This window comes from Bacillus sp. TE9106W, from assembly GCF_054062215.1.
Genome location: NZ_JBSSFA010000001.1, coordinates 167,980 through 187,249, shown reverse-complemented (window position 1 = coordinate 187,249; position 19,270 = coordinate 167,980). Strand labels below are relative to the sequence as shown.

Sequence of the window (19,270 nt, the reverse complement as noted above, 5' to 3'; positions counted from 1 at the left end):
ATAGGTGAGATGCTATGAATAATATATTAGAAATAGAAGGATTGTCATTTCGATATGAAGATCGAAATGTGTTAGAAGATATTAATTTGCAAGTTCCGAAGGGAGCTTTTTTAGGTTTAGTTGGCCCGAATGGTTCTGGGAAATCAACTTTGCTAAAATGTTTATTAGGCGTTTTAAAGCCAAAACAGGGAAGTATTCGTTTGTTTGGTGTTGATAGTAAGAAGTTTAAAGAATGGAACAAAGTTGGTTATGTGTCGCAAAAGGCAAATAGCTTTAATTCTGGTTTTCCGGCAACTGTGTTTGAAGTTGTGTCAATGGGACTCGTTTCGAAAAAAGGGTTGTTTCGCTTTTTCACGAAAAACGATAAGGAAAAGGTAGAAAAAGCGATTGCTGATGTAGGGATGAGTGAGTTTCAAGGGCGTAATATCGGAGAGCTTTCTGGCGGACAACAACAGCGCGTATTTATTGCTCGTGCGCTCGTTAGTGATCCTGAATTACTTATTTTGGACGAGCCCACTGTTGGAATCGATGTGAAGAATGTAGAAAGTTTTTATGAGATATTAGAGGATTTAAACAAAAGGCTAGGAATCACATTAATTCTCGTTACGCATGATATGGGAGCTGTTACCGAGAAAGTAACACATGTTGCATGCTTAAATCAACATTTACATTTCCATGGAAATGTAGAAAAGTTCCGAGAGTTAGAAGATGCAGAAATGTCCGTCTTATATGGACATCATGTTCATCGTTTAGAACACGAGCATGAGCATCACGGGAGGATATAATGATACAAGATTTTTTACAATATGACTTTTTACGTAACTCTTTATATGCAGGGATTTTAATAGGACTTGTTGCGCCGCTTATCGGTGTATTTGTTGTCATTCGCCGCATGTCGCTTATTGCGGATGCGTTAAGTCACGTGACATTATCGGGTATTGCTGCAAGTTTACTACTAGAAAAAACAATTTTCACAGGGGGATTTTTAAATCCGTTATATATGGGGATGATTTTTTCTATTGGTGGGGCGTTACTTATTGAAAAACTACGTACTGTATATAAACATTATCAAGAATTAGCAATTCCGATTATTCTATCAGCAGGAATGGGTATTGGTGTCATTTTTATTTCACTTGCAAATGGATTTAACACAGATTTATTTAGTTATCTATTTGGTAGTGTAAGTGCTGTAACAAGTACGGATTTAATCATTATCGGCATTGTAGCAATTGTTGTTATTATAACGATTACTTTATTATACAAAGAGTTATTTTTACTATCGTTTGATGAGGAATACGCTGTATCAACCGGTTTGAGTGCAAAGTGGATTCATTTTATTTTCATTATATTGGTTGCTCTTGTCATTGCAGTATCAATGCGTGTAGTAGGGGTTCTTCTCGTATCATCATTAATGACATTACCAGTTGCGGCAAGTATTCGTATTGCAAATGGATTTAAACAAACAATTTTCTTCTCCATTTTATTTGGTGAAATTGCAGTAATTGGTGGAATGTTTGCTTCGTATCAACTTGATCTAGCGCCAGGTGGTACAATTGTTATGATAGCAGTTCTTATTTTAATTGGTGCGATTTTATGGAAGAAGAAAAAAACTGCATAAAGTAGGGATAGATATGAATCTAACAGAAGCTTTACGCCTAATGAAAGATAAAGGATACAAACATACTGGGAAAAGAGAAGAAATGCTGAGGTTATTTGCAGCTCACAATCGTTATTTAACGGCGAAAGACGTTTTAGAGCATATGAAGGATGATTATCCAGGTCTTAGCTTTGACACGATTTATCGTAACTTAACGGTGTTTGCTGAAATCGGTGTTTTAGAACAAACAGAATTAAACGGTGAAAAACATTTTCGTTTTACATGTTCTATTATGGAACATCATCATCATTTTATTTGTTTAGATTGCGGGGGGACGAAAGAGATTACTTCCTGCCCAATGGATTTTATGAATAAAGATTTTAACGGTTATGAAGTAACAGGTCATAAGTTTGAAATATACGGACGTTGTCCAAAATGTGCAAAGTAAAAGCTCGTCAGTTATAGAACTGACGAGCTTTTTATTGTTCTTGTGTTTCTTTTTCTTTTTCTCGTTCAGCAGCCATTTCAGCAGCAATTACGTCAATTTCTTTTTTTAGTTCTTCTACCATTATTTCTTCTGGTACTTTACGAACAACTTGCCCTTTACGGAATAATAATCCTTCTCCGCGTGCACCGGCAATACCGATATCAGCTTCACGAGCTTCACCAGGACCATTTACAGCACAACCAAGTACGGCAACTTTAATTGGTACTTGCAGTGTAGAGATGTACTCTTCCACCTCGTTAGCGATGCTAATTAAATCAATTTCAATACGACCACAAGTTGGACAAGAAATAAGTGTTGCTGCATTAGATGCAAGGCCGAATGACTTTAATAGTTCACGCGCAACTTTTACTTCTTCAACTGGGTCAGCACTAAGTGAAATACGTAGTGTATTTCCGATACCTTTATTTAAGATTGCTCCAAGACCAGCAGCACTTTTTACAGTTCCGGCAAATAATGTTCCAGATTCTGTGATACCTAAATGTAATGGGTAATCAAAAGCACGTGCAGCTTTTTCGTATGCTTCAATTGCTAAGTTAACATCAGAGGCTTTCATAGATACGATAATATCGTGGAAATCTAAGTCCTCTAAAATTTTAATATGATGCAAGGCGCTCTCCACCATACCATCTGCAGTTGGGTATCCATACTTTTCTAAAATGTGACGTTCTAATGAACCTGCGTTTACACCGATACGGATTGGAATACCGCGTTCTTTTGCTGCATTTACAACAGCTTCTACTTTATGGCGACGACCAATGTTACCTGGATTGATACGTACTTTATCAATGCCACCTTCAATTGCTTTTAAAGCAAGGCGATAATCAAAATGAATATCAGCAACAAGTGGAATGTTGATTTGTTTTTTAATATCAGCAATGGCATTTGCTGCGCGTTCGTCTGGAACAGCAACACGCACGACTTGACAGCCAGCTTCTTCTAAACGTTTAATTTCAGCAACTGTTGCTTCAACATCATGTGTTTTTGTTGTTGTCATACTTTGTATAATTAATTCATTATTACCGCCAATTGTTAAATTACCGACTTTAACTGGACGTGTTTTTGTACGATGAGTCATTTCATTCACGAATAGATCGCTCTCCTTATAAAAGAAGTTTCTTATTTAGTCCCTTATATCAATGATAGTATACGTGATACAGGGCTATAGAAACCGAAGTGCTCGGTTTCACTTTTACTATTGTATCAGCGCCTTTATGTAATTGACAAGGATTAAGTGATTGCTTATTGATATAACGGGAATTTATAAGACTTTCCAATTTGTATTTTTGTAGCAGAAGTACTTTTGTTTAGTTGTTTAAAGTCATCAATTACCTTTTCAATGGAAGGGATCTTTTTCTTATTAATTTGTTCAGTAATAGAAAGAACTGTCTCACCTGTTTTGACTTCAATTGTTTTATAAGTTACATCTGTTTCTTTTTCTGCTTTGTTCTCTTTATTTTGTTTTGTATTTGTACTTTCTTGTTTTATTGTTTGGGCTGCATTTGTTTTTTTATATGAACTTAACATCGGTAAAGTGCCGATTTTTATATCGTAATAAAATATATAACCAAGAACAAGCACGAATAAGAATATACCTAATCTCTTCATATTCTTCACTCCTTTGCTAGGAATATATGCTTGTCCAAAAAAAAAATGCCTATTTAGGCATTTTTTCGTTCTTATTTTTCATTCGGTTTTGGAACTTCTTTAATTGTTAAGTATAGAACAATTAAAACAACTGCGATATAAATGAATGTTGAACCAGGCACAACGATTTTGGATAAATCCATAATCATAAAGAAAATTGTTGGAATTGTGTAGCTGTAAGCAGTTAACGTCCATACTTGCTTATAAGATAATTTACGTTGACCACTCATAGCAGAACCTATAAACGCAAGTAAAGTAATTCCTAAGAAAGTAATGAACAATTGGAATAGATATACTAATACGCCGATAACAGCTAATAAAATTGGATAGATACTATCGAATACAGAAATGAAATCTTGTAAATCTTTCTTCTCAAGAGATGTCCCTAGTAAATCATTGTAGGAGTATGTTTGCGTTTGGCCATTTCCTATAGAAACTACTTTATCTTTTAAAATAAATAAACCCGTTTTATTTTGGTATTTTTCAATATCTGTTGTATTTGGGTCAAATACGAAAAGAGCATCTCCCTCTTCTTTTTGAATAGGTTCTTCAATATCAGCTTTTAGTTCACCGTTTTCGATTTTAAAATCAGGTAAATCTTTTTCAATTGCTTGATTTACCATAGTAACACTATCTTGAATAAAGCTACCGTAAAAGAATGTTCTTGGAATAGTAGTGATTAGACAAAGTAGCATAATATACAAAATGGTTTTTCCGATTTTTTGAAAACGGAATAGCGCCATATCTTTAGGCGAATATACGCTTTTGACTAATTGGGTAAATATGGACATAGATTCACTTCCTTTATGTATGTATAAAATCATTGTAACGTAGGAATCTAGGGAATCTCAAGATATATTATATTTACATATAGTAGAGATAACTAAATTTCTTTTTATTAATTTTCTTCTTTTAAATGAGAAAAATACAATTGACACTTTTCTTTTCTATATGGTAAATTTATCTTACATTTCTTAAAGAGTATATCCGATAGGAATTCCTTTATTTGATGTATTGTTACATACATAATTGTGGACCCTTAGCTCAGCTGGTTAGAGCAGACGGCTCATAACCGTCCGGTCGTAGGTTCGAGTCCTACAGGGTCCATATCCATTTCACATGTTTATTATGTCGGCAGGAAGCTTCCTTGTAGAAGGGAGCTTTTTTTATGAAATATATGAGCATTTTAATTGAAATGAAGTGGGAATTTTGCTACTTTAATGATAGCAAGACAATGTGATTTATTTGTTTGCACCCTATGGCAATTAGGGTAGAATGAAGTTGTATGTCACTTAAGTGGCAATACATAAACTGGGAGGAATATAACAATGGCGAAACACGAATTACCAAATTTACCTTATGCGTATGATGCTTTAGAGCCTCACTTTGACAAAGAAACAATGAACATCCATCATACAAAACACCATAACACGTACATTACAAACTTAAACGCTGCTTTAGAAGGTCATGCAGAATTAGCTGACAAAAGCGTAGAAGAATTAGTTGCAAACTTAAACGAAGTACCAGAAGCAATCCGTACAGCAGTACGTAACAATGGTGGCGGACATGCTAACCACACATTCTTCTGGACAATCTTATCTCCAAACGGCGGTGGACAACCAGTAGGTGAACTTGCAACTGCAATTGAAGCGAAATTCGGTAGCTTCGATGCGTTCAAAGAAGAATTCGCAAAAGCTGGCGCAACTCGCTTCGGTTCTGGTTGGGCTTGGTTAGTAGTAAATAATGGTGAGTTAGAAGTAACAAGCACGCCAAACCAAGATTCTCCTCTAACTGAAGGTAAAACTCCAGTTATCGGTTTAGATGTTTGGGAACATGCTTACTACTTAAATTACCAAAACCGTCGTCCAGATTACATCGGTGCATTCTGGAACGTTGTAGATTGGAACGCTGCTGAAAAACGTTACCAAGAAGCAAAATAATTGTAATAACGATAAAAAGCTAGGAGAATGCTCCTAGCTTTTTTCTATGCTTTCCTTTTACATAATTGGGCTTGTCTTTGGAAGACTAGAACATGAAGTAAAGGAGAGTTGTGTATGAAGTGGAAACATATAATTGGTGACGTTGAAGTGAATCGGGATTTAGTGTTATTGCTCCTTATTGGAGGTTTATACACGCTCGCAATTTCTTTATCGAATACGTTTGTGAACATTTATTTATGGAAACAAACACAAAATTATGTGAATCTTGGCTTGTATAATTTGGCCAGCGTTGTATTACAGCCTCTCACATTTCTTATAGGTGGGAAATTAGCGAAGCGTATTGATCGCTCAATCTTGTTGCGAATAGGCGTAGGCACGTTAGCTACTTTTTTTATCGTTGTTTTAGTAGCGGGGAAAAGTGCTTCTCACTATATTTTATTGATGGGGGCTCTTTTAGGAGTTGGATATGGTTTTTACTGGCTCGCGTTTAACTTATTAACATTTGAGATTACAGAACCAGAAACAAGAGATTTCTTTAACGGGTTTCTTGGACTTCTTACATCTTTCTCTGGCATGATTGGACCGATAGCAGCTGGATACACAATTTCGCGTATGGAAAAATGGAGTGGCTATACGGTCATATTCTTTCTTTCATTAGTGCTGTTTGCATTTGCTGTCGTGTTAAGCTTTTTTTTATCCAAGAGAGAATGTGAAGGGCGTTATGAGATTACGCAAGTTTTGAAAGAGCGACGGATTGATAAAAATTGGGGAAGAATTACACGTGCTCATTTTTTCCAAGGATTGAGAGAGGGAACGTTTATTTTTGTTATTTCGGTATACGTGTACTTAGCAACCGATAGTGAGCTCGCATTAGGGAAATATAGCTTAGTAAATTCTGCTGTATCATTTGTATGTTACTACTTAGTCGCCCGTATGTTAAAGAAAGAGTGGCGAAAAAAAGCAATTTTACTTGGAGGTATTATTTTATATGCGGTCGTATTTTTAGTTATATTCAATGTTACATACACAAAATTACTTATTTATGCAGCATGCATTGCCATTGCATACCCTATTTTACTCGTTCCGTATGGATCGATGACATATGATGTAATTGGTAGAGCGAAAAATGCGAGAGAGTGGCGTGTAGAGTATGTAGTTGTCCGAGAATTATGGTTAAATGCTGGGAGAATTTGTTCAGTTTTAAGTTTTTTATGTGCTGTATTATTCTTTCCGCCTGAAAAGAGCTTACCTTTCTTACTATGTATTTTAGGTGCTGGACATTTTCTTATTTATTTTGCAGTTAAAAATGTCAAATATGATGGGGGAAATGCGGGGAAAACAAGTGTTGTAGCGCAAGGGACCACGCAGAATCAAACTGAACCAGAAGGTTAACTTCTCTTTTGTTTTATGCTAGAATAGAAAAAGATGTAAGACAGCAGTGAGGACACCTGTATGAAGGTGTCCCTTTCACATTACATAGCTGTTGGTAGAGGGGGTTTGTATGAGCAAGAAGCAGAAACAACAAAAGAAAAAGACTCACGTTCCTTTTCGGTTAAACGTGCTGTTTTTCTGCGTGTTTTTAATGTTCTCCGCGGTTATTGTAAGGCTTGGATATGTACAAATTGTTCGCGGTGAGGAATATAAAAATGAAGTGGAGAGGAAAGAGAACTCGACAATTAGTAATCCTGTACCACGTGGGAAAATATTTGACCGTTATGGGCGAGCTGTAGTAGATAATGCAGCTGTACGTACGATTACATTTACAAAAATGAAAGGATCAACTGCAGAGGCTCGCTTAGAAACAGCGAAAAAGCTAGCAGATTTGATTGAAGTACCGACAGATAAATTAACAGATCGCGATAAGAAAGATTATTGGCTTGCTATTCATAAAGAGGAAGCTAAAGAAAAAATTACGAATAAAGATCGTCAAGAGTTTAAAGATAAAAAAATTGACGATAAAGAATTAGATGAGCGTCAACGAAATCGCGTGACAGAAGAAGAAGTGAATCAATTATCCGCAAAAGATTTAGAAGTACTAGCGATTAAAAGCAAAATGGACGGCGGATATGCGATGACGCCACAAGTTATTAAAAAGGATGCTACAGAACAAGAATACGCTATTATTAGTGAAAATCTAGCAACATTACCGGGTGTAGATACGAATGTTGATTGGGATCGAAAGTATATTTATGATGATTTATTCCGAAGTGTACTTGGCGGGGTGTCAACGTCTGATGAAGGTTTACCTAGAGAAAGACTAGATTACTATCTTGTTCGTGATTATAATCGAAATGACCGCGTAGGGAAAAGTTATCTTGAGCAGCAATATGAAGATAGTTTGCACGGTAATAAAGCGGAAGTGAGAAATGTTACAGATAAAAACGGTAATATTTTAGAAACGATTAATGTATCAAAAGGGCAAAGTGGTAATAATCTAAATTTAACAATTGATATGGAATTACAAAAGCGTGTAGAAGAAATTATCACGAAAAATTTATTGAGATATAAAGGTGGACAACCCTATTTAGATCGTGCATTCGTTGTAATGATGAATCCAAAAAATGGTGAAGTTTTATCTATGGCAGGGAAACAGTTAGTGGAAGAAAATGGCGAAACGAAAGTGCAAGATTTCGCATTAGGAACGATGACAAGCTCTTATCCGATGGGATCAACTGTAAAAGGTGCGACAGTACTTACAGGATATCAAACAGGTGCAATTCAACCAGGTTCAGTTCAACTTGATGAACCAATCAGATTAAAGGGAACGCCACCAAAATCTTCGTGGAAGACGATGGGATATATTAATGATTTAACAGCATTAAAAATGTCTTCTAACGTATATATGTTTAAAACAGCGATGAATATCGCAGGCGTTCAATATGTAAGAGGTGGTACGTTAGATATACCACAAAAAGCATTTGATACGATGCGTTATTATTTCGGACAGTTTGGACTTGGCGTAAAAACAGGTATTGATTTACCAAATGAATCTGCGGGCCAAACAGGTAGAGGAAATCAGCCAGGTTTCCTACTAGATTTATCAATTGGACAGTATGATACGTATACGCCACTTCAATTAGCACAATATGTTTCAACAATTGCAAATGGTGGATATCGTATGCAGCCGCAAGTTGTAAAGGAAATTCGTCAACCGTCAGCGAAACAAGACGAAGTTGGAAAAGTTGTTCATTCAATGGAGCCGAAAGTACTAAATCGTATTGATATGCCTGAATCACAAATTAAACGTGTTCAGGAAGGATTTAGACAAGTATTTAACGATTCTGGTGGTACAGCTGCGAAATACTTTGCAGGTGCACCATATAAAGCTGCTGGTAAAACAGGTACAGCTCAAACTGTGTATGGCGGAGATAAAGAGATTGGTAAAAAGGCAAACGGTGAGCGTAAAGAAACATATAATTTAACATTAGTAGGTTATGCGCCACTTGAAGACCCTGAAGTAGCATTTTCTGTTGTTGTACCTTGGGTAGATGATAAATCAGGTATTAACGGATATATTAGCCGTGACATTATGGACGCGTACTTTGATTTGAAAAAAGTAGAAAATGGCGAAGCTACTAAAGATGAAATAGATAAGAAAAATAAAGAACAAGATGATGAATAAAAAGTTGTAAAAAAAGCACACTATCTGAAAAGATAGTGTGCTTTTTTTTATGGTTCATGCATACGTTTTAATAAGGTGGACAAGCATATTATATCGAAAAAAAATAAGAAATCTCACAAATGATACTTACACAAGCACCTAGAGAATACCGATTTTACGGGGGAAATTATCTGTGAAGAGGAACGGTGGATATGGATTCAAGTTTACCTTATGTTGATTCTTGTGGAACTTTACAAAACTTTTACAAACAATTAAAACCGAATTAATAGTTTAGCAGTATTCTTATATCTGTAATCCTGTTATTTCCGGTTACTTCTAGGAGGAAGAACACGTGAAATGGATAAGTGCATCAATTAAAGTTTTCATACTGTCGACATGTTTCTTTTATGTTGGCACGTCTACTGCATTTGCTGTGAATGAAATGGGAGAAGTGAGAGTTGATGGATCCTCAACGGTTTTTCCTATTATAGAAGCAGTAGCGGAGGAATATACAAAGGTGCATCCGAACGTGAAAATCTCCATCAGTGTTTCTGGGACAGGAGGAGGATTTAATCGTTTCAGTAAAGGAGAAGTAGATATAAATAATGCTTCGAGAGTAATGAAACAAGTGGAAGAAAATGAAATGAAGAGAAACTCCATTCAGTTTACACCGTTTGAAGTCGCTTATGATGGTCTTACAATCGTTGTGAATCGTCAAAATACTTGGGTAGACAACATGACGGTAGACGAGTTACGTCTATTATGGAGTGAAGATGAAAGTGAAAAGCGATGGTCACAAATTCATTCATCATGGCCACGTGAACAGGTAAAGTTTTATGCGCCAGGTGTAGACTCTGGTACGTATGATTATTTTCAAAATGTCATCTTACAAAAAAGTCGCATTGTAAAAAAAGTCTCTTTGTCTGAAGATGATCAAGTTATTATGCAAGGGGTAATGAATGATAAAAATGCCATTGCTTTTGTAGGATATGCTTATTATATGGCCAATCGAGATAAGGTGAGAGCAATAAAAGTGAATGGTGTACTTCCGACGAAAGATACCATCCAATCAGGTGAGTATAAGCCGTTATCTAGGTCGCTATTTGCTTATGTGAATCATGCATCTATCCGAAATAAAATGAATGTAGCAAATTATATTGAGTTTATGATTCAGCATGTCGGTAATCTCGCTGAAGAGGTAGGATATGTAAAATTACCAAAAGAAAAATACAATGAACAGCTGCGGATGTTAACAGAAATAAAAAGGTAATGTCAGGGTGGAAAGGGGTTTTCATCTTTGGCTTATAATGACAAAAGTCAAATTACATTTTCTGTACAACATTTGATTGAAAGAAATACAAAACAGAGAAAAAAAACGCAGCGAATCAATCGAATCGTTCCATTATTACTAAAAATAATTGCTAGCGTGTCTATTGTAACGACACTTGGAATTATTTTTACGCTTTCCAATGAAACAATAATGTTTTTTCAAAAAATACCATTACAATCCTTTATGACGGAAAAGGAATGGTTACCTTTTTTTGAAGATCCTAAGTTCGGTATATTACCACTTATATGTGGAACGGTCCTTGTAACAGCGATTGCTATGTTTGTAGCAATTCCTATCGGTTTAGCGTGTGCCGTATTTTTAAGCGAATATGCTTCAAACGGTGCAAGAAAAGTATTAAAACCGATGTTAGAACTATTAGCAGGTATACCGACAATTGTATATGGTTTTTTTGCATTAACAGTTGTTACACCGCTTTTGCAACGGATTATACCTGATTTACAGTTTTTTAATGCGATTAGTCCAGGTATTGTTATTGGCTTTATGATGATACCTACAATTGCCTCCCTGTCTGAAGATGCAATGAGATCTGTAGCAAAAGGAACGAAAGAAGCTTCATTAGCACTGGGAGCAACTCGGTTAGAGATGGTAAAACAAGTCGTGTTTCCTTCGGCTTTTACAGGGATTATGGCAGCGGTTATATTAGCTGCTTCCAGGGCAATCGGTGAAACGATGATCGTTGTAATTGCAGCGGGATCTACGCCGAACGTATCGCTCGATCCGACACAATCTATTCAAACGTTAACAGCTTATATTGTGCAAGTGAGTTTAGGTGATGCTCCGCATGGAACAATTACTTATTACAGCATGTACGCTGTAGGCGCGACGTTATTCTTATTTACTTTTATAATGAACATCATGTCTCAGTTTATTATGCGCCGCTTTAGGAGGGTGACATAATATGCGAATGTTGAATCATAAAAAAATACAAGAAAATATGGCATCACGTTTTTTAAAAGATCGAATTTACAAATTGTTATTTTATATGGCAATTTTGTTTTCAATAGTAATACTGCTTATTTTGCTTTTTCAAATTTTTGAAAAAGGTATCAGTTACCTTTCGTTAGAGTTTTTTACAAACTTCGCTTCGCGTAATCCAAAAGAAGCTGGGATTGCTGCAGCATTGTCAGGAACAATATTATTTATGAGTATTGTTATACCAGTCTCCTTTATATTTGGGGTCGGGACTGCTCTTTATTTAGAACAATATGCGAAGGAATCTATATTTAAAAAGGTAATAGAAATTAATAATCAAACGTTAGCAGGAGTACCTTCCGTTGTATTTGGATTACTCGGCTTAACTATTTTTGTATATGCTCTTCATTTAGGTGAGAGTATTATTGCGGCGGCACTGACGATGAGTTTACTCGTCTTACCTACAGTTGTTGTAGCAAGTCAGGAAGCGATACGATCAGTACCAAATTCATTATTAGAAGCTTCTTACGGATTAGGTGCTACGAAGTGGCAAACGATGTATCGAATTGTATTGCCATATGCTTTTCCGGGAATTATAACGGGTTGTACGTTAGCGATATCAAGAGCGATTGGAGAAGCGGCACCGTTATTAGTTATTGGGGCACTTGCATTTGCGAATTATGTTCCGTTTAGTATGTTTGATAGATTTACAGTTTTACCAATTCAAGTTTTTAATTGGATGAGTAGACCACAAGAAGAATTTCAGTATGTAGCAGCTGCTGGGATGATTGTTTTGTTAGGTTTATTGCTCTTGATTAATATATTTGTCCTATGGTTACGAAATCGAAAATAAGTTGGAAATGGATGAAAGGGGAATTCAAATGGTGGCAACAGTAGTAAATGTACAGGTGAAAAACGAGGAGAAAATTGAGACTGCGCCAAAGAAAGTAGTATTTGATACGAAAAACTTAAATCTATGGTACGGAGAAGATCATGCTTTAAAAGATATTAACTTAAGCATTCATGAGAATGAAGTTACGGCAATTATCGGGCCAAGTGGTTGTGGTAAATCAACTTACTTAAAAACATTAAATCGTATGGTGGAGTTAGTACCAATCGTGCGAACTACAGGCGTAATTGAATATAGAGAGCGCAATATATTTGATAAATCATACCCAGTTGAAGAATTACGAACACATGTAGGAATGGTGTTCCAAAAACCAAATCCATTTCCAAAATCTATTTATGAAAATGTAGCATACGGTCCGAAAATTCATGGTATTAGCGATAAAAAAACATTAGATGAAATTGTTGAAAAAAGTTTACGTGGAGCAGCAATTTGGGATGAGTTAAAAGATCGTTTGCATGATAATGCATATGGTTTATCTGGCGGACAGCAACAGCGTTTATGTATCGCACGTTGTTTAGCGATTGAACCAGACGTTATTTTAATGGATGAGCCAACATCTGCACTAGATCCAATTTCAACATTAAAAGTAGAAGAATTAATTCAAGAGTTAAAGAAAGACTTTAGTATTGTTATCGTAACGCATAACATGCAACAGGCAGCACGTATTTCAGATAAAACTGCTTTCTTCTTAAGTGGAGAAGTTGTGGAGTATACAGATACAAATAAATTATTTACGACACCTTCAGATAAGCGTACAGAAGATTATATTACAGGCCGATTCGGTTGATGTCGCTAGCAAGGATAAGAGCAAATACCCTCTTAACAGAGGGTATTTCTTATTTTTACCTCATGTAAATTAGAGAAGTAATACTTCTCCTATCTTAAGGCTTATTATAAGTGGGCTAGGTAGGAGATATATATAATATTGAGGGGGAAGAAACAATGGTAAGAGAACAGTTTCAATGTGATTTAAAAACGTTACAGCAAAAAGTGATTGAGCTTGGCGAACTAGCGAGGGAAGCTTTATTGCTTGCTATGGAAGGTCTTCATAAAAGGGATGTAGAGAAAGCGTTAGAGGTAATAGATGGGGATTATCGTATGGATAATTTAGAAGAGGAAATAAATGATCTTGCGCTTATGCTTATTACGAAGCAGCAACCTGTAGCAAGTGATTTAAGAAGGATTTTCATTTCAATTAAAACAGCGACAGATTTAGAACGTATTGCAGATCATGCTGTTAATATTGCCAAATCAACAATTCGTCTCGGGGAAAAAGAAGTGTCTGTTAGTTTGCATAATCTTGATGAGATGTTTGCAATTGCAAATAACATGTTACAGTTAGCGTTAGATGCATATGAGCAAGAAAATTTAACGTTTGCGAAGCAAATTGCCGAAATGGATGATTCAGTTGATGAAATATATGGGAAAGCGATTCGTGAATTTATTTCTTCAGTTCCAGAACAACCAGAAGCAATTACACAAATTACACAATTATCGTTTGTAGCGAGATATATTGAGCGTGTAGCAGACCATATTACAAATATTGCTGAAAATGTTTTTTATTTAGTAAAAGGAAAGCATTACTTATTAAATGAATAAGGAAAAAGCAGGTGAAACATCACCTGCTTTTTTTAGTCAAAACATGACAAAAAAAGCTCGTTGTTTCCATTAGTGTATGATGGTAAGATGTATCATAATATAATGGAAAAAATAGGACAGATATGTTGTTCACTTATTAAGTAATATTTTACAAAGTTAATAGTAAGCGCTTTCTTTAGACGTTTAAAAGGTGCATGTATATAGGAGAAGCTTTACTACTTATCGGCCCGATTGGTCAAGGCTAACAACCAGTAGGAGATGAACAAAATCTTTATTAATGAAATTTTTATTTTATACTGCTAGTTAATGCTGGGTAGATAATATACATATCGTATATGAAGTTACTGAACATTATATAAGTGGAGGCTGAAGTATATGAAGGGGGTTATTTTAGCTGGAGGAAAAGGACGACGCCTTAGACCATTAACATGTAATACTCCAAAGCCGATGTTGCCATTATTAGAAAAGCCAGTTTTGGAATACAATATTGAATTATTGCGTCAGCATGGTATACGTGAGATTGCAATTACTGTTCAGTATATGAGTACGGCCATTAAGCAATATTTTGGTGACGGTAGCAAATGGGGCGTTAACTTGTACTACTTTGAAGACTCTCCACCGCTTGGAACTGCAGGGAGTATTAAACAAGCGGAAAAATTTTTGGATGAAACGTTTGTTGTCATAAGTGGGGATGCGTTAACTGATTTTCAATTATCAAAAGGAATTACGTTTCATGAACAACAGAAAAGAATGGTAACTATGTTTGTAAAGGAAGTAGAAAATCCACTCTCATTCGGTCTAGTTGTAATGAACAAAGAACAAGAGGTTACACGATATATAGAAAAACCGAGTTGGAATGAAGTAGTCTCTAATATTGTGAATACAGGTATATATATTATGGAGCCAGAAATTTTTTCTTACATACCGCCCCGAGAATTTTTTGATTTCAGTCAAGATGTGTTTCCATTATTGGCAAATAAAAACGCGTTATTTGCATATTTATCAGAAGGTTATTGGTTAGATATCGGTACATTTGATCAATACCGACAAGCCCAATTTGATTTGTTAACAAAAAAATTGCAAGTACCTATTCCTTATACTGAAGTATTGCCGATGGTATGGATGGGGGAAGGTGTGACGATTGGAAAAGGCACAAAAATTCACGGCCCTTCTTTTATTGGAGAGGGAGCAAAAATTGGTGCCGGGGCTGTAATTGAGCCGTACTCTATTATCGGGAAAAATAGTATTGTTTCGAGTTATTCTCATCTTCAAAAAAGTATTGTTTTTGCAAATGCGCACATTGGACAATATTGCGAGTTATTAGAAACGACAATAGGAGAGCATACAATGGTGGAAGATGACGTTACATTGTTTCAAAAAAGCATTGTAGCAGATCATTGTCATATAGGGAAAAGTACGGTAATTAAGCAAAAGGGAAAACTATGGCCATATAAGGCGATTGATAGCTATTCGGTAGTAGGATCGGCTGGTGTTCAAGAAAGTGAAAAGAGCGCCGGATGGCTGCAAAAAAGTCGCATTGTAGGAAGAGGGAACGTTGAAATCACCCCTCAATTTATAGTAAAGGTAGCGATGGCGTACGGATCCCTTTTTACCAAAGGGGAAAGTATATTAATCGGGAGCCAAGAACATATAGAAACGACTTCTTATAAAAATCTTTTTCTTCATGCGATTCATGGTATTGGGATTCATACGATGGAATGCAAAGAAATGAACGAATCGCTTTTTCAGTATAGCATTCAAGATTTACAATGTGCAGGTGGAGTTTTCATTCAAGTGGAAAATGAAAAAGAAGTTATTATAAAGTTGTATGGTCAGGATGGGGCACAATTAACGTATAAGCAGCAAAAAGCGATAGAACAAGTATATATGTCTGAGTCTTTTTATTACGTATGTGAGAAAGAAATGGGGCGAAATAAGCTGGTCCATGTTTCTTTACATGATTATATAGAGGCTGTATTAGAGCGCATTGATATTGAGAAAATACAAAAACAGAAGTTCCACCTTCTTATTAATAAGAGAAATGATATGTTACAACATTTACTTATGCTTTTTTTGCAAAGGCTTGGATGCACAGTTACGTGGATTTATGCAGGTGAACAGAAGGATCATGTGAAGGCCTTGATGAAATCAAGTAAAGCGAATATGGCACTCATGTTTTCAGAGCAAGGAAATTATTTTGAGTTATATGATAATCATAGTAACATTTACCAGGGGACAGATTTTGAAGAGGTAGATATTCCAGATTTATTACTTGAATCGGCAGGAAATATTTACCCAATGTCTTTGAAATTAGGAGAATGTTACCTTCTATTTTATACACAGGATGAAAAAAAGTCGTTTCAAACAAGGTGGAAGCGAGATATTCTATATAGAATTGGAAAATTATTTGAGCTAATAGCATTGCAGGGAAAAACATTTCTCAGCATAGTAGAGCAATCACCTCCGCTCTATTTACTTTGTGATGAAGTTGTATGTTCATGGAATGAAAAAGGGAAAGTGATGAGGAAATTATTGGCTGATATGGAAAGAAAGGAAGAAGGTATATTTGAAGGAGTACAGTTCAAATATACCGAAAAAGAGTGGTCTTATATCGTTTCTGACACAAAACAACCGAAATTTTTAGTGTATTCACATGCTAGAAACCCAGTCATAGCAAGGGAAAACATGAAAAATCTTATAGAAAAAATTAGACAATATCAAAAGGTGTAGAATTTTTATTTTAAAAGTGGTATTATAGTATAGTCTGATTTAAGTTATTAGTACTGGAGGGAAATAAGAATGCGTGTGAATATTACTCTAGCATGTACAGAATGCGGAGATCGTAACTATATCTCAAAGAAAAACAAACGTAACAACGCTGAGCGTATCGAGCTTAAAAAGTATTGCAAGCGTGACAAGAAGTCTACGTTACACCGTGAAACAAAGTAAGCAGTAGGAATATTTTCCTACTGTTTCTTTTTTTATTCGATTCCTCTCTTAAAAATGATACACTATCATCGTAGAGCAAAGTATCACTGTGAGGGGGAAAATGTGTGAGAGAAGAGAAACTACGTTTACGTAAACAAATAATAGAACACATGAATTCTTTATCAAAAGAACGGTATACAACTTTATCAGAGCAAATAGCATTTTCGTTGTATGAGCAAAAAGAGTGGGCTGAAGCTAAAACAATTGGAATCACTCTCTCGATGGAAAATGAAGTGAATACATATCCTATTATCGAAAAAGCTTGGGAAGAAGGAAAGAGAGTTGTTGTTCCGAAGTGTAATAAAGAAACAAGAACGATGTCCTTTAGGCAAATTAGTAATTTTGATCAATTAGAAACAGTGTATATGAATTTACGTGAGCCAATTCCAGCACTTACGGAAGAAGTGAATGCAGATGAAATCGACCTTCAAATCGTACCAGGCGTAGCTTATACAGAGCGAGGAGAACGGATTGGATATGGCGGTGGCTATTATGATCGTTATCTCGTGCATTATAAAGGGAAAACGCTATCATTAGCTTATAGTTTTCAAATGGTAGAACATATTCCAGTAGAGCCGTTTGATAAAAATGTAGAAAAAATTATTACAGAAAAAGGAACAATGGTTAAAAATGGGCTTGTATAGACAAATAAAAATTGACGAGACTTTTTCTTCTTGATTATAATAAAATATGTGAACGTTTTCTTATTATAATTTTTTTATAGTAAGTGAGCATAGAGGGTGATGAAATGGTATCTATATATGATATTCAGCAATTGCTAAAGAAATTTGGTACGATTATTTATACGGGAGATCGAATTGCAGATTTACAATTAATGCAAGATGAATTGCGTGAATTAAATCAATCACAGCTAATCGATCCACAAGACTATCAAACAGCTTTATTTTTATTGAAGCAAGAAATTCAAAAAGAGCTAAATAAGAATTAGATAAAGGTAGGTAAGCAACATGGAAGAGAAATGGTTAGTTGGTGTTGACCTTGGTGGTACAACGATTAAATTAGCATTTATTAATGTGTACGGTGAAATTTTACATAAGTGGGAAATCCCTACGAATACAAATGAGCAAGGAAAACATATTACACTTGATGTAGCGAAAGCTATTGATAAAAAGTTAGAAGAGTTAGGTGAATTAAAAAGTAAGTTAATCGGTATTGGTATGGGAGCTCCTGGCCCTGTACACGTGGCGTCTGGAATGATTTATGAAGCGGTTAACTTAGGATGGAAAAACTATCCGTTAAAAGATTTATTAGAAGTAGAAACAGGATTACCTGTTGTTATTGATAATGATGCAAATTTAGCGGCACTTGGTGAAATGTGGAAGGGTGCTGGTGAAGGAGCAAAAGATTTAATTTGTATGACACTTGGCACTGGTGTTGGCGGCGGTGTGATTGCCAATGGTGAGATTGTACATGGCGTAAGCGGTGCTGCTGGTGAGATTGGACACATTACAGTAGTTACAGAGAATGCTTTCCCATGTAATTGCGGGAAGTCTGGTTGCCTAGAAACTGTAGCATCTGCAACAGGTATTGTACGTGTTGCTATGCAGAAAATACAAGAGACTGATAAAGAAAGTATTCTACGTTCTATGTTAGCAGAAGAAGGGCGTATTACATCAAAAGACGTATTTGAAGCACATGGACAAGGTGATGAACTAGCAGGCGAAGTAGTAGAAAAGGTAGCTTCTTATTTAGGATTAGCTGTAGCGAACCTTTCGAGCACGTTGAACCCAGAGAAAATCGTTATTGGTGGAGGCGTTTCTAAAGCTGGAGATGCACTATTAGAACCAATTCAACGTTATTTCGAGCAATACGCTTTCTCACGTGCTGTAAAGAGCACGAAGTTAGCTATTGCAACACTTGGTAATGATGCAGGTGTTATCGGAGGAGCTTGGCTTGTAAAAAAGCACAAATACGAAGCGAAGATGATATAAGTTGTGAACTATGAAAAGAGGAAGGGGAAACCCTTCCTCTTTTTGTGCGAAATCTGGATGAAGAATAATCTGTAAATGAATTAAGCTGCTGGTGGGTACCCGTTATATAGAACAGTCATGATTGTAAACCATCCGAAAACGAGTACAGTTGCAATGGCAAAGCCACCCGCGAGAAAATTCTTTTCCCGAAGTGTTCTAAGCGTAGCAAATACAGCTAACAGAGTGACAAGCGTAAAAATAATAACAAGGCCCATACAATATCCTCCTC

Annotated in this window: 20 protein-coding genes and 1 tRNA gene; 17 read left to right on the top strand and 4 right to left on the bottom strand. The window is 35.9% G+C overall.

The genetic code is table 11. The features are described from left to right. Positions 1-14 precede the first annotated feature (14 nt). From ACVWY7_RS01105 to ACVWY7_RS01095, 3 genes are read left to right on the top strand one after another with little or no spacing between them, the layout of a single operon-like run. A complete protein-coding gene (locus ACVWY7_RS01105; RefSeq protein WP_001059649.1) occupies positions 15-785 on the top strand; it encodes a metal ABC transporter ATP-binding protein in 771 nt (256 codons plus the stop codon). Then, entirely contained in the window at positions 785-1,618 is an 834-nt protein-coding gene (locus tag ACVWY7_RS01100) for a metal ABC transporter permease (RefSeq protein ID WP_000613822.1), read from the top strand. The genes ACVWY7_RS01105 and ACVWY7_RS01100 overlap by 1 nt, the downstream gene beginning before the upstream one ends. A gap of 13 nt (positions 1,619-1,631) precedes the next feature. Then, positions 1,632-2,045, top strand: coding sequence for a Fur family transcriptional regulator (locus ACVWY7_RS01095; RefSeq protein ID WP_001054512.1), 414 nt, complete (start codon positions 1,632-1,634; stop codon positions 2,043-2,045). Positions 2,046-2,076: 31 nt separating this feature from the next. Here ACVWY7_RS01095 and ispG read toward each other — a convergent pair whose 3' ends face one another. The 3 genes from ispG to ACVWY7_RS01080 form a co-directional block, all read right to left on the bottom strand. Next, a complete protein-coding gene (gene ispG / locus ACVWY7_RS01090; protein WP_002194540.1) occupies positions 2,077-3,180 on the bottom strand; it encodes a flavodoxin-dependent (E)-4-hydroxy-3-methylbut-2-enyl-diphosphate synthase in 1,104 nt (367 codons plus the stop codon). 164 nt (positions 3,181-3,344) lie between these two features. Continuing rightward, the gene (locus ACVWY7_RS01085; RefSeq protein WP_000825409.1) at positions 3,345-3,710 is read right to left on the bottom strand and encodes a hypothetical protein; all 366 of its coding nucleotides are present in this window, start codon (positions 3,708-3,710) and stop codon (positions 3,345-3,347) included. A gap of 71 nt (positions 3,711-3,781) precedes the next feature. Next, positions 3,782-4,540, bottom strand: coding sequence for a DUF1189 domain-containing protein (locus ACVWY7_RS01080; protein WP_000021908.1), 759 nt, complete (start codon positions 4,538-4,540; stop codon positions 3,782-3,784). Between the two features lie 242 nt (positions 4,541-4,782). Here ACVWY7_RS01080 and ACVWY7_RS01075 point away from each other — a divergent pair. The 14 genes from ACVWY7_RS01075 to glcK all read left to right on the top strand — a co-directional run bounded on the left by ACVWY7_RS01075 (position 4,783) and on the right by glcK (position 19,002). Beyond that, positions 4,783-4,856: transfer RNA gene (locus tag ACVWY7_RS01075), tRNA-Ile, on the top strand. Positions 4,857-5,077: 221 nt separating this feature from the next. After that, positions 5,078-5,689, top strand: coding sequence for a superoxide dismutase [Mn] (gene sodA, locus ACVWY7_RS01070; protein ID WP_001052031.1), 612 nt, complete (start codon positions 5,078-5,080; stop codon positions 5,687-5,689). Between the two features lie 114 nt (positions 5,690-5,803). Beyond that, positions 5,804-7,081 carry an MFS transporter gene (locus tag ACVWY7_RS01065; protein ID WP_000871375.1) on the top strand — a complete coding sequence of 426 codons (1,278 nt, stop codon included), beginning with the start codon at positions 5,804-5,806 and terminating at the stop codon, positions 7,079-7,081. A gap of 109 nt (positions 7,082-7,190) precedes the next feature. Continuing rightward, entirely contained in the window at positions 7,191-9,311 is a 2,121-nt protein-coding gene (locus ACVWY7_RS01060) for a peptidoglycan D,D-transpeptidase FtsI family protein (protein ID WP_000039008.1), read from the top strand. Between the two features lie 331 nt (positions 9,312-9,642). Next, positions 9,643-10,560, top strand: a complete 918-nt coding sequence (phoX, locus tag ACVWY7_RS01055) for a phosphate ABC transporter substrate-binding protein PhoX (protein WP_000871263.1) — start codon at positions 9,643-9,645, stop codon at positions 10,558-10,560. 27 nt (positions 10,561-10,587) lie between these two features. Then, positions 10,588-11,538 (top strand): phosphate ABC transporter permease subunit PstC, encoded by a 951-nt coding sequence (pstC, locus tag ACVWY7_RS01050; RefSeq protein ID WP_000323883.1) that lies wholly within the window; start codon positions 10,588-10,590, stop codon positions 11,536-11,538. Between the two features lies 1 nt (position 11,539). After that, positions 11,540-12,406 (top strand): phosphate ABC transporter permease PstA, encoded by an 867-nt coding sequence (gene pstA, locus ACVWY7_RS01045; protein ID WP_001242542.1) that lies wholly within the window; start codon positions 11,540-11,542, stop codon positions 12,404-12,406. A gap of 28 nt (positions 12,407-12,434) precedes the next feature. Further along, a complete protein-coding gene (gene pstB, locus ACVWY7_RS01040; RefSeq protein WP_000226683.1) occupies positions 12,435-13,250 on the top strand; it encodes a phosphate ABC transporter ATP-binding protein in 816 nt (271 codons plus the stop codon). 155 nt (positions 13,251-13,405) lie between these two features. After that, positions 13,406-14,062, top strand: a complete 657-nt coding sequence (phoU, locus tag ACVWY7_RS01035) for a phosphate signaling complex protein PhoU (RefSeq protein WP_000251234.1) — start codon at positions 13,406-13,408, stop codon at positions 14,060-14,062. Positions 14,063-14,437: 375 nt separating this feature from the next. Further along, the gene (locus ACVWY7_RS01030; RefSeq protein WP_000679313.1) at positions 14,438-16,792 is read left to right on the top strand and encodes a sugar phosphate nucleotidyltransferase; all 2,355 of its coding nucleotides are present in this window, start codon (positions 14,438-14,440) and stop codon (positions 16,790-16,792) included. A 69-nt stretch (positions 16,793-16,861) separates the two neighbouring features. Continuing rightward, the gene (gene rpmG / locus ACVWY7_RS01025) at positions 16,862-17,011 is read left to right on the top strand and encodes a 50S ribosomal protein L33 (RefSeq protein WP_001265616.1); all 150 of its coding nucleotides are present in this window, start codon (positions 16,862-16,864) and stop codon (positions 17,009-17,011) included. 104 nt (positions 17,012-17,115) lie between these two features. Next, a complete protein-coding gene (locus ACVWY7_RS01020) occupies positions 17,116-17,694 on the top strand; it encodes a 5-formyltetrahydrofolate cyclo-ligase (protein WP_001206423.1) in 579 nt (192 codons plus the stop codon). A gap of 104 nt (positions 17,695-17,798) precedes the next feature. Then, entirely contained in the window at positions 17,799-17,999 is a 201-nt protein-coding gene (locus ACVWY7_RS01015) for a YqgQ family protein (RefSeq protein WP_000253699.1), read from the top strand. Between the two features lie 19 nt (positions 18,000-18,018). Further along, positions 18,019-19,002, top strand: coding sequence for a glucokinase (glcK, locus tag ACVWY7_RS01010; protein ID WP_000391706.1), 984 nt, complete (start codon positions 18,019-18,021; stop codon positions 19,000-19,002). Positions 19,003-19,082: 80 nt separating this feature from the next. Here the strand turns inward: glcK and ACVWY7_RS01005 are convergent, their stop codons facing one another. Continuing rightward, positions 19,083-19,256, bottom strand: a complete 174-nt coding sequence (locus ACVWY7_RS01005) for a DUF2759 domain-containing protein (protein WP_000524853.1) — start codon at positions 19,254-19,256, stop codon at positions 19,083-19,085. Positions 19,257-19,270: the final 14 nt, after the last annotated feature.

Bases quoted from the DNA above. Each gene is read 5' to 3' on its own strand.
- ACVWY7_RS01030 (WP_000679313.1), top strand. From the start codon at position 14,438: ATGAAGGGGGTTATTTTAGCTGGAGGAAAAGGACGACGCCTTAGACCA.
- sodA (WP_001052031.1), top strand. From the start codon at position 5,078: ATGGCGAAACACGAATTACCAAATTTACCTTATGCGTATGATGCTTTA.
- ACVWY7_RS01015 (WP_000253699.1), top strand. From the start codon at position 17,799: ATGGTATCTATATATGATATTCAGCAATTGCTAAAGAAATTTGGTACG.
- ACVWY7_RS01065 (WP_000871375.1), top strand. From the start codon at position 5,804: ATGAAGTGGAAACATATAATTGGTGACGTTGAAGTGAATCGGGATTTA.
- ACVWY7_RS01080 (WP_000021908.1), bottom strand. From the start codon at position 4,540: ATGTCCATATTTACCCAATTAGTCAAAAGCGTATATTCGCCTAAAGAT.
- ACVWY7_RS01105 (WP_001059649.1), top strand. From the start codon at position 15: ATGAATAATATATTAGAAATAGAAGGATTGTCATTTCGATATGAAGAT.
- ACVWY7_RS01100 (WP_000613822.1), top strand. From the start codon at position 785: ATGATACAAGATTTTTTACAATATGACTTTTTACGTAACTCTTTATAT.
- pstA (WP_001242542.1), top strand. From the start codon at position 11,540: ATGCGAATGTTGAATCATAAAAAAATACAAGAAAATATGGCATCACGT.
- pstB (WP_000226683.1), top strand. From the start codon at position 12,435: ATGGTGGCAACAGTAGTAAATGTACAGGTGAAAAACGAGGAGAAAATT.
- rpmG (WP_001265616.1), top strand. From the start codon at position 16,862: ATGCGTGTGAATATTACTCTAGCATGTACAGAATGCGGAGATCGTAAC.
- ACVWY7_RS01060 (WP_000039008.1), top strand. From the start codon at position 7,191: ATGAGCAAGAAGCAGAAACAACAAAAGAAAAAGACTCACGTTCCTTTT.
- glcK (WP_000391706.1), top strand. From the start codon at position 18,019: ATGGAAGAGAAATGGTTAGTTGGTGTTGACCTTGGTGGTACAACGATT.
- ispG (WP_002194540.1), bottom strand. From the start codon at position 3,180: ATGACTCATCGTACAAAAACACGTCCAGTTAAAGTCGGTAATTTAACA.
- ACVWY7_RS01085 (WP_000825409.1), bottom strand. From the start codon at position 3,710: ATGAAGAGATTAGGTATATTCTTATTCGTGCTTGTTCTTGGTTATATA.
- ACVWY7_RS01005 (WP_000524853.1), bottom strand. From the start codon at position 19,256: ATGGGCCTTGTTATTATTTTTACGCTTGTCACTCTGTTAGCTGTATTT.
- ACVWY7_RS01095 (WP_001054512.1), top strand. From the start codon at position 1,632: ATGAATCTAACAGAAGCTTTACGCCTAATGAAAGATAAAGGATACAAA.
- phoU (WP_000251234.1), top strand. From the start codon at position 13,406: ATGGTAAGAGAACAGTTTCAATGTGATTTAAAAACGTTACAGCAAAAA.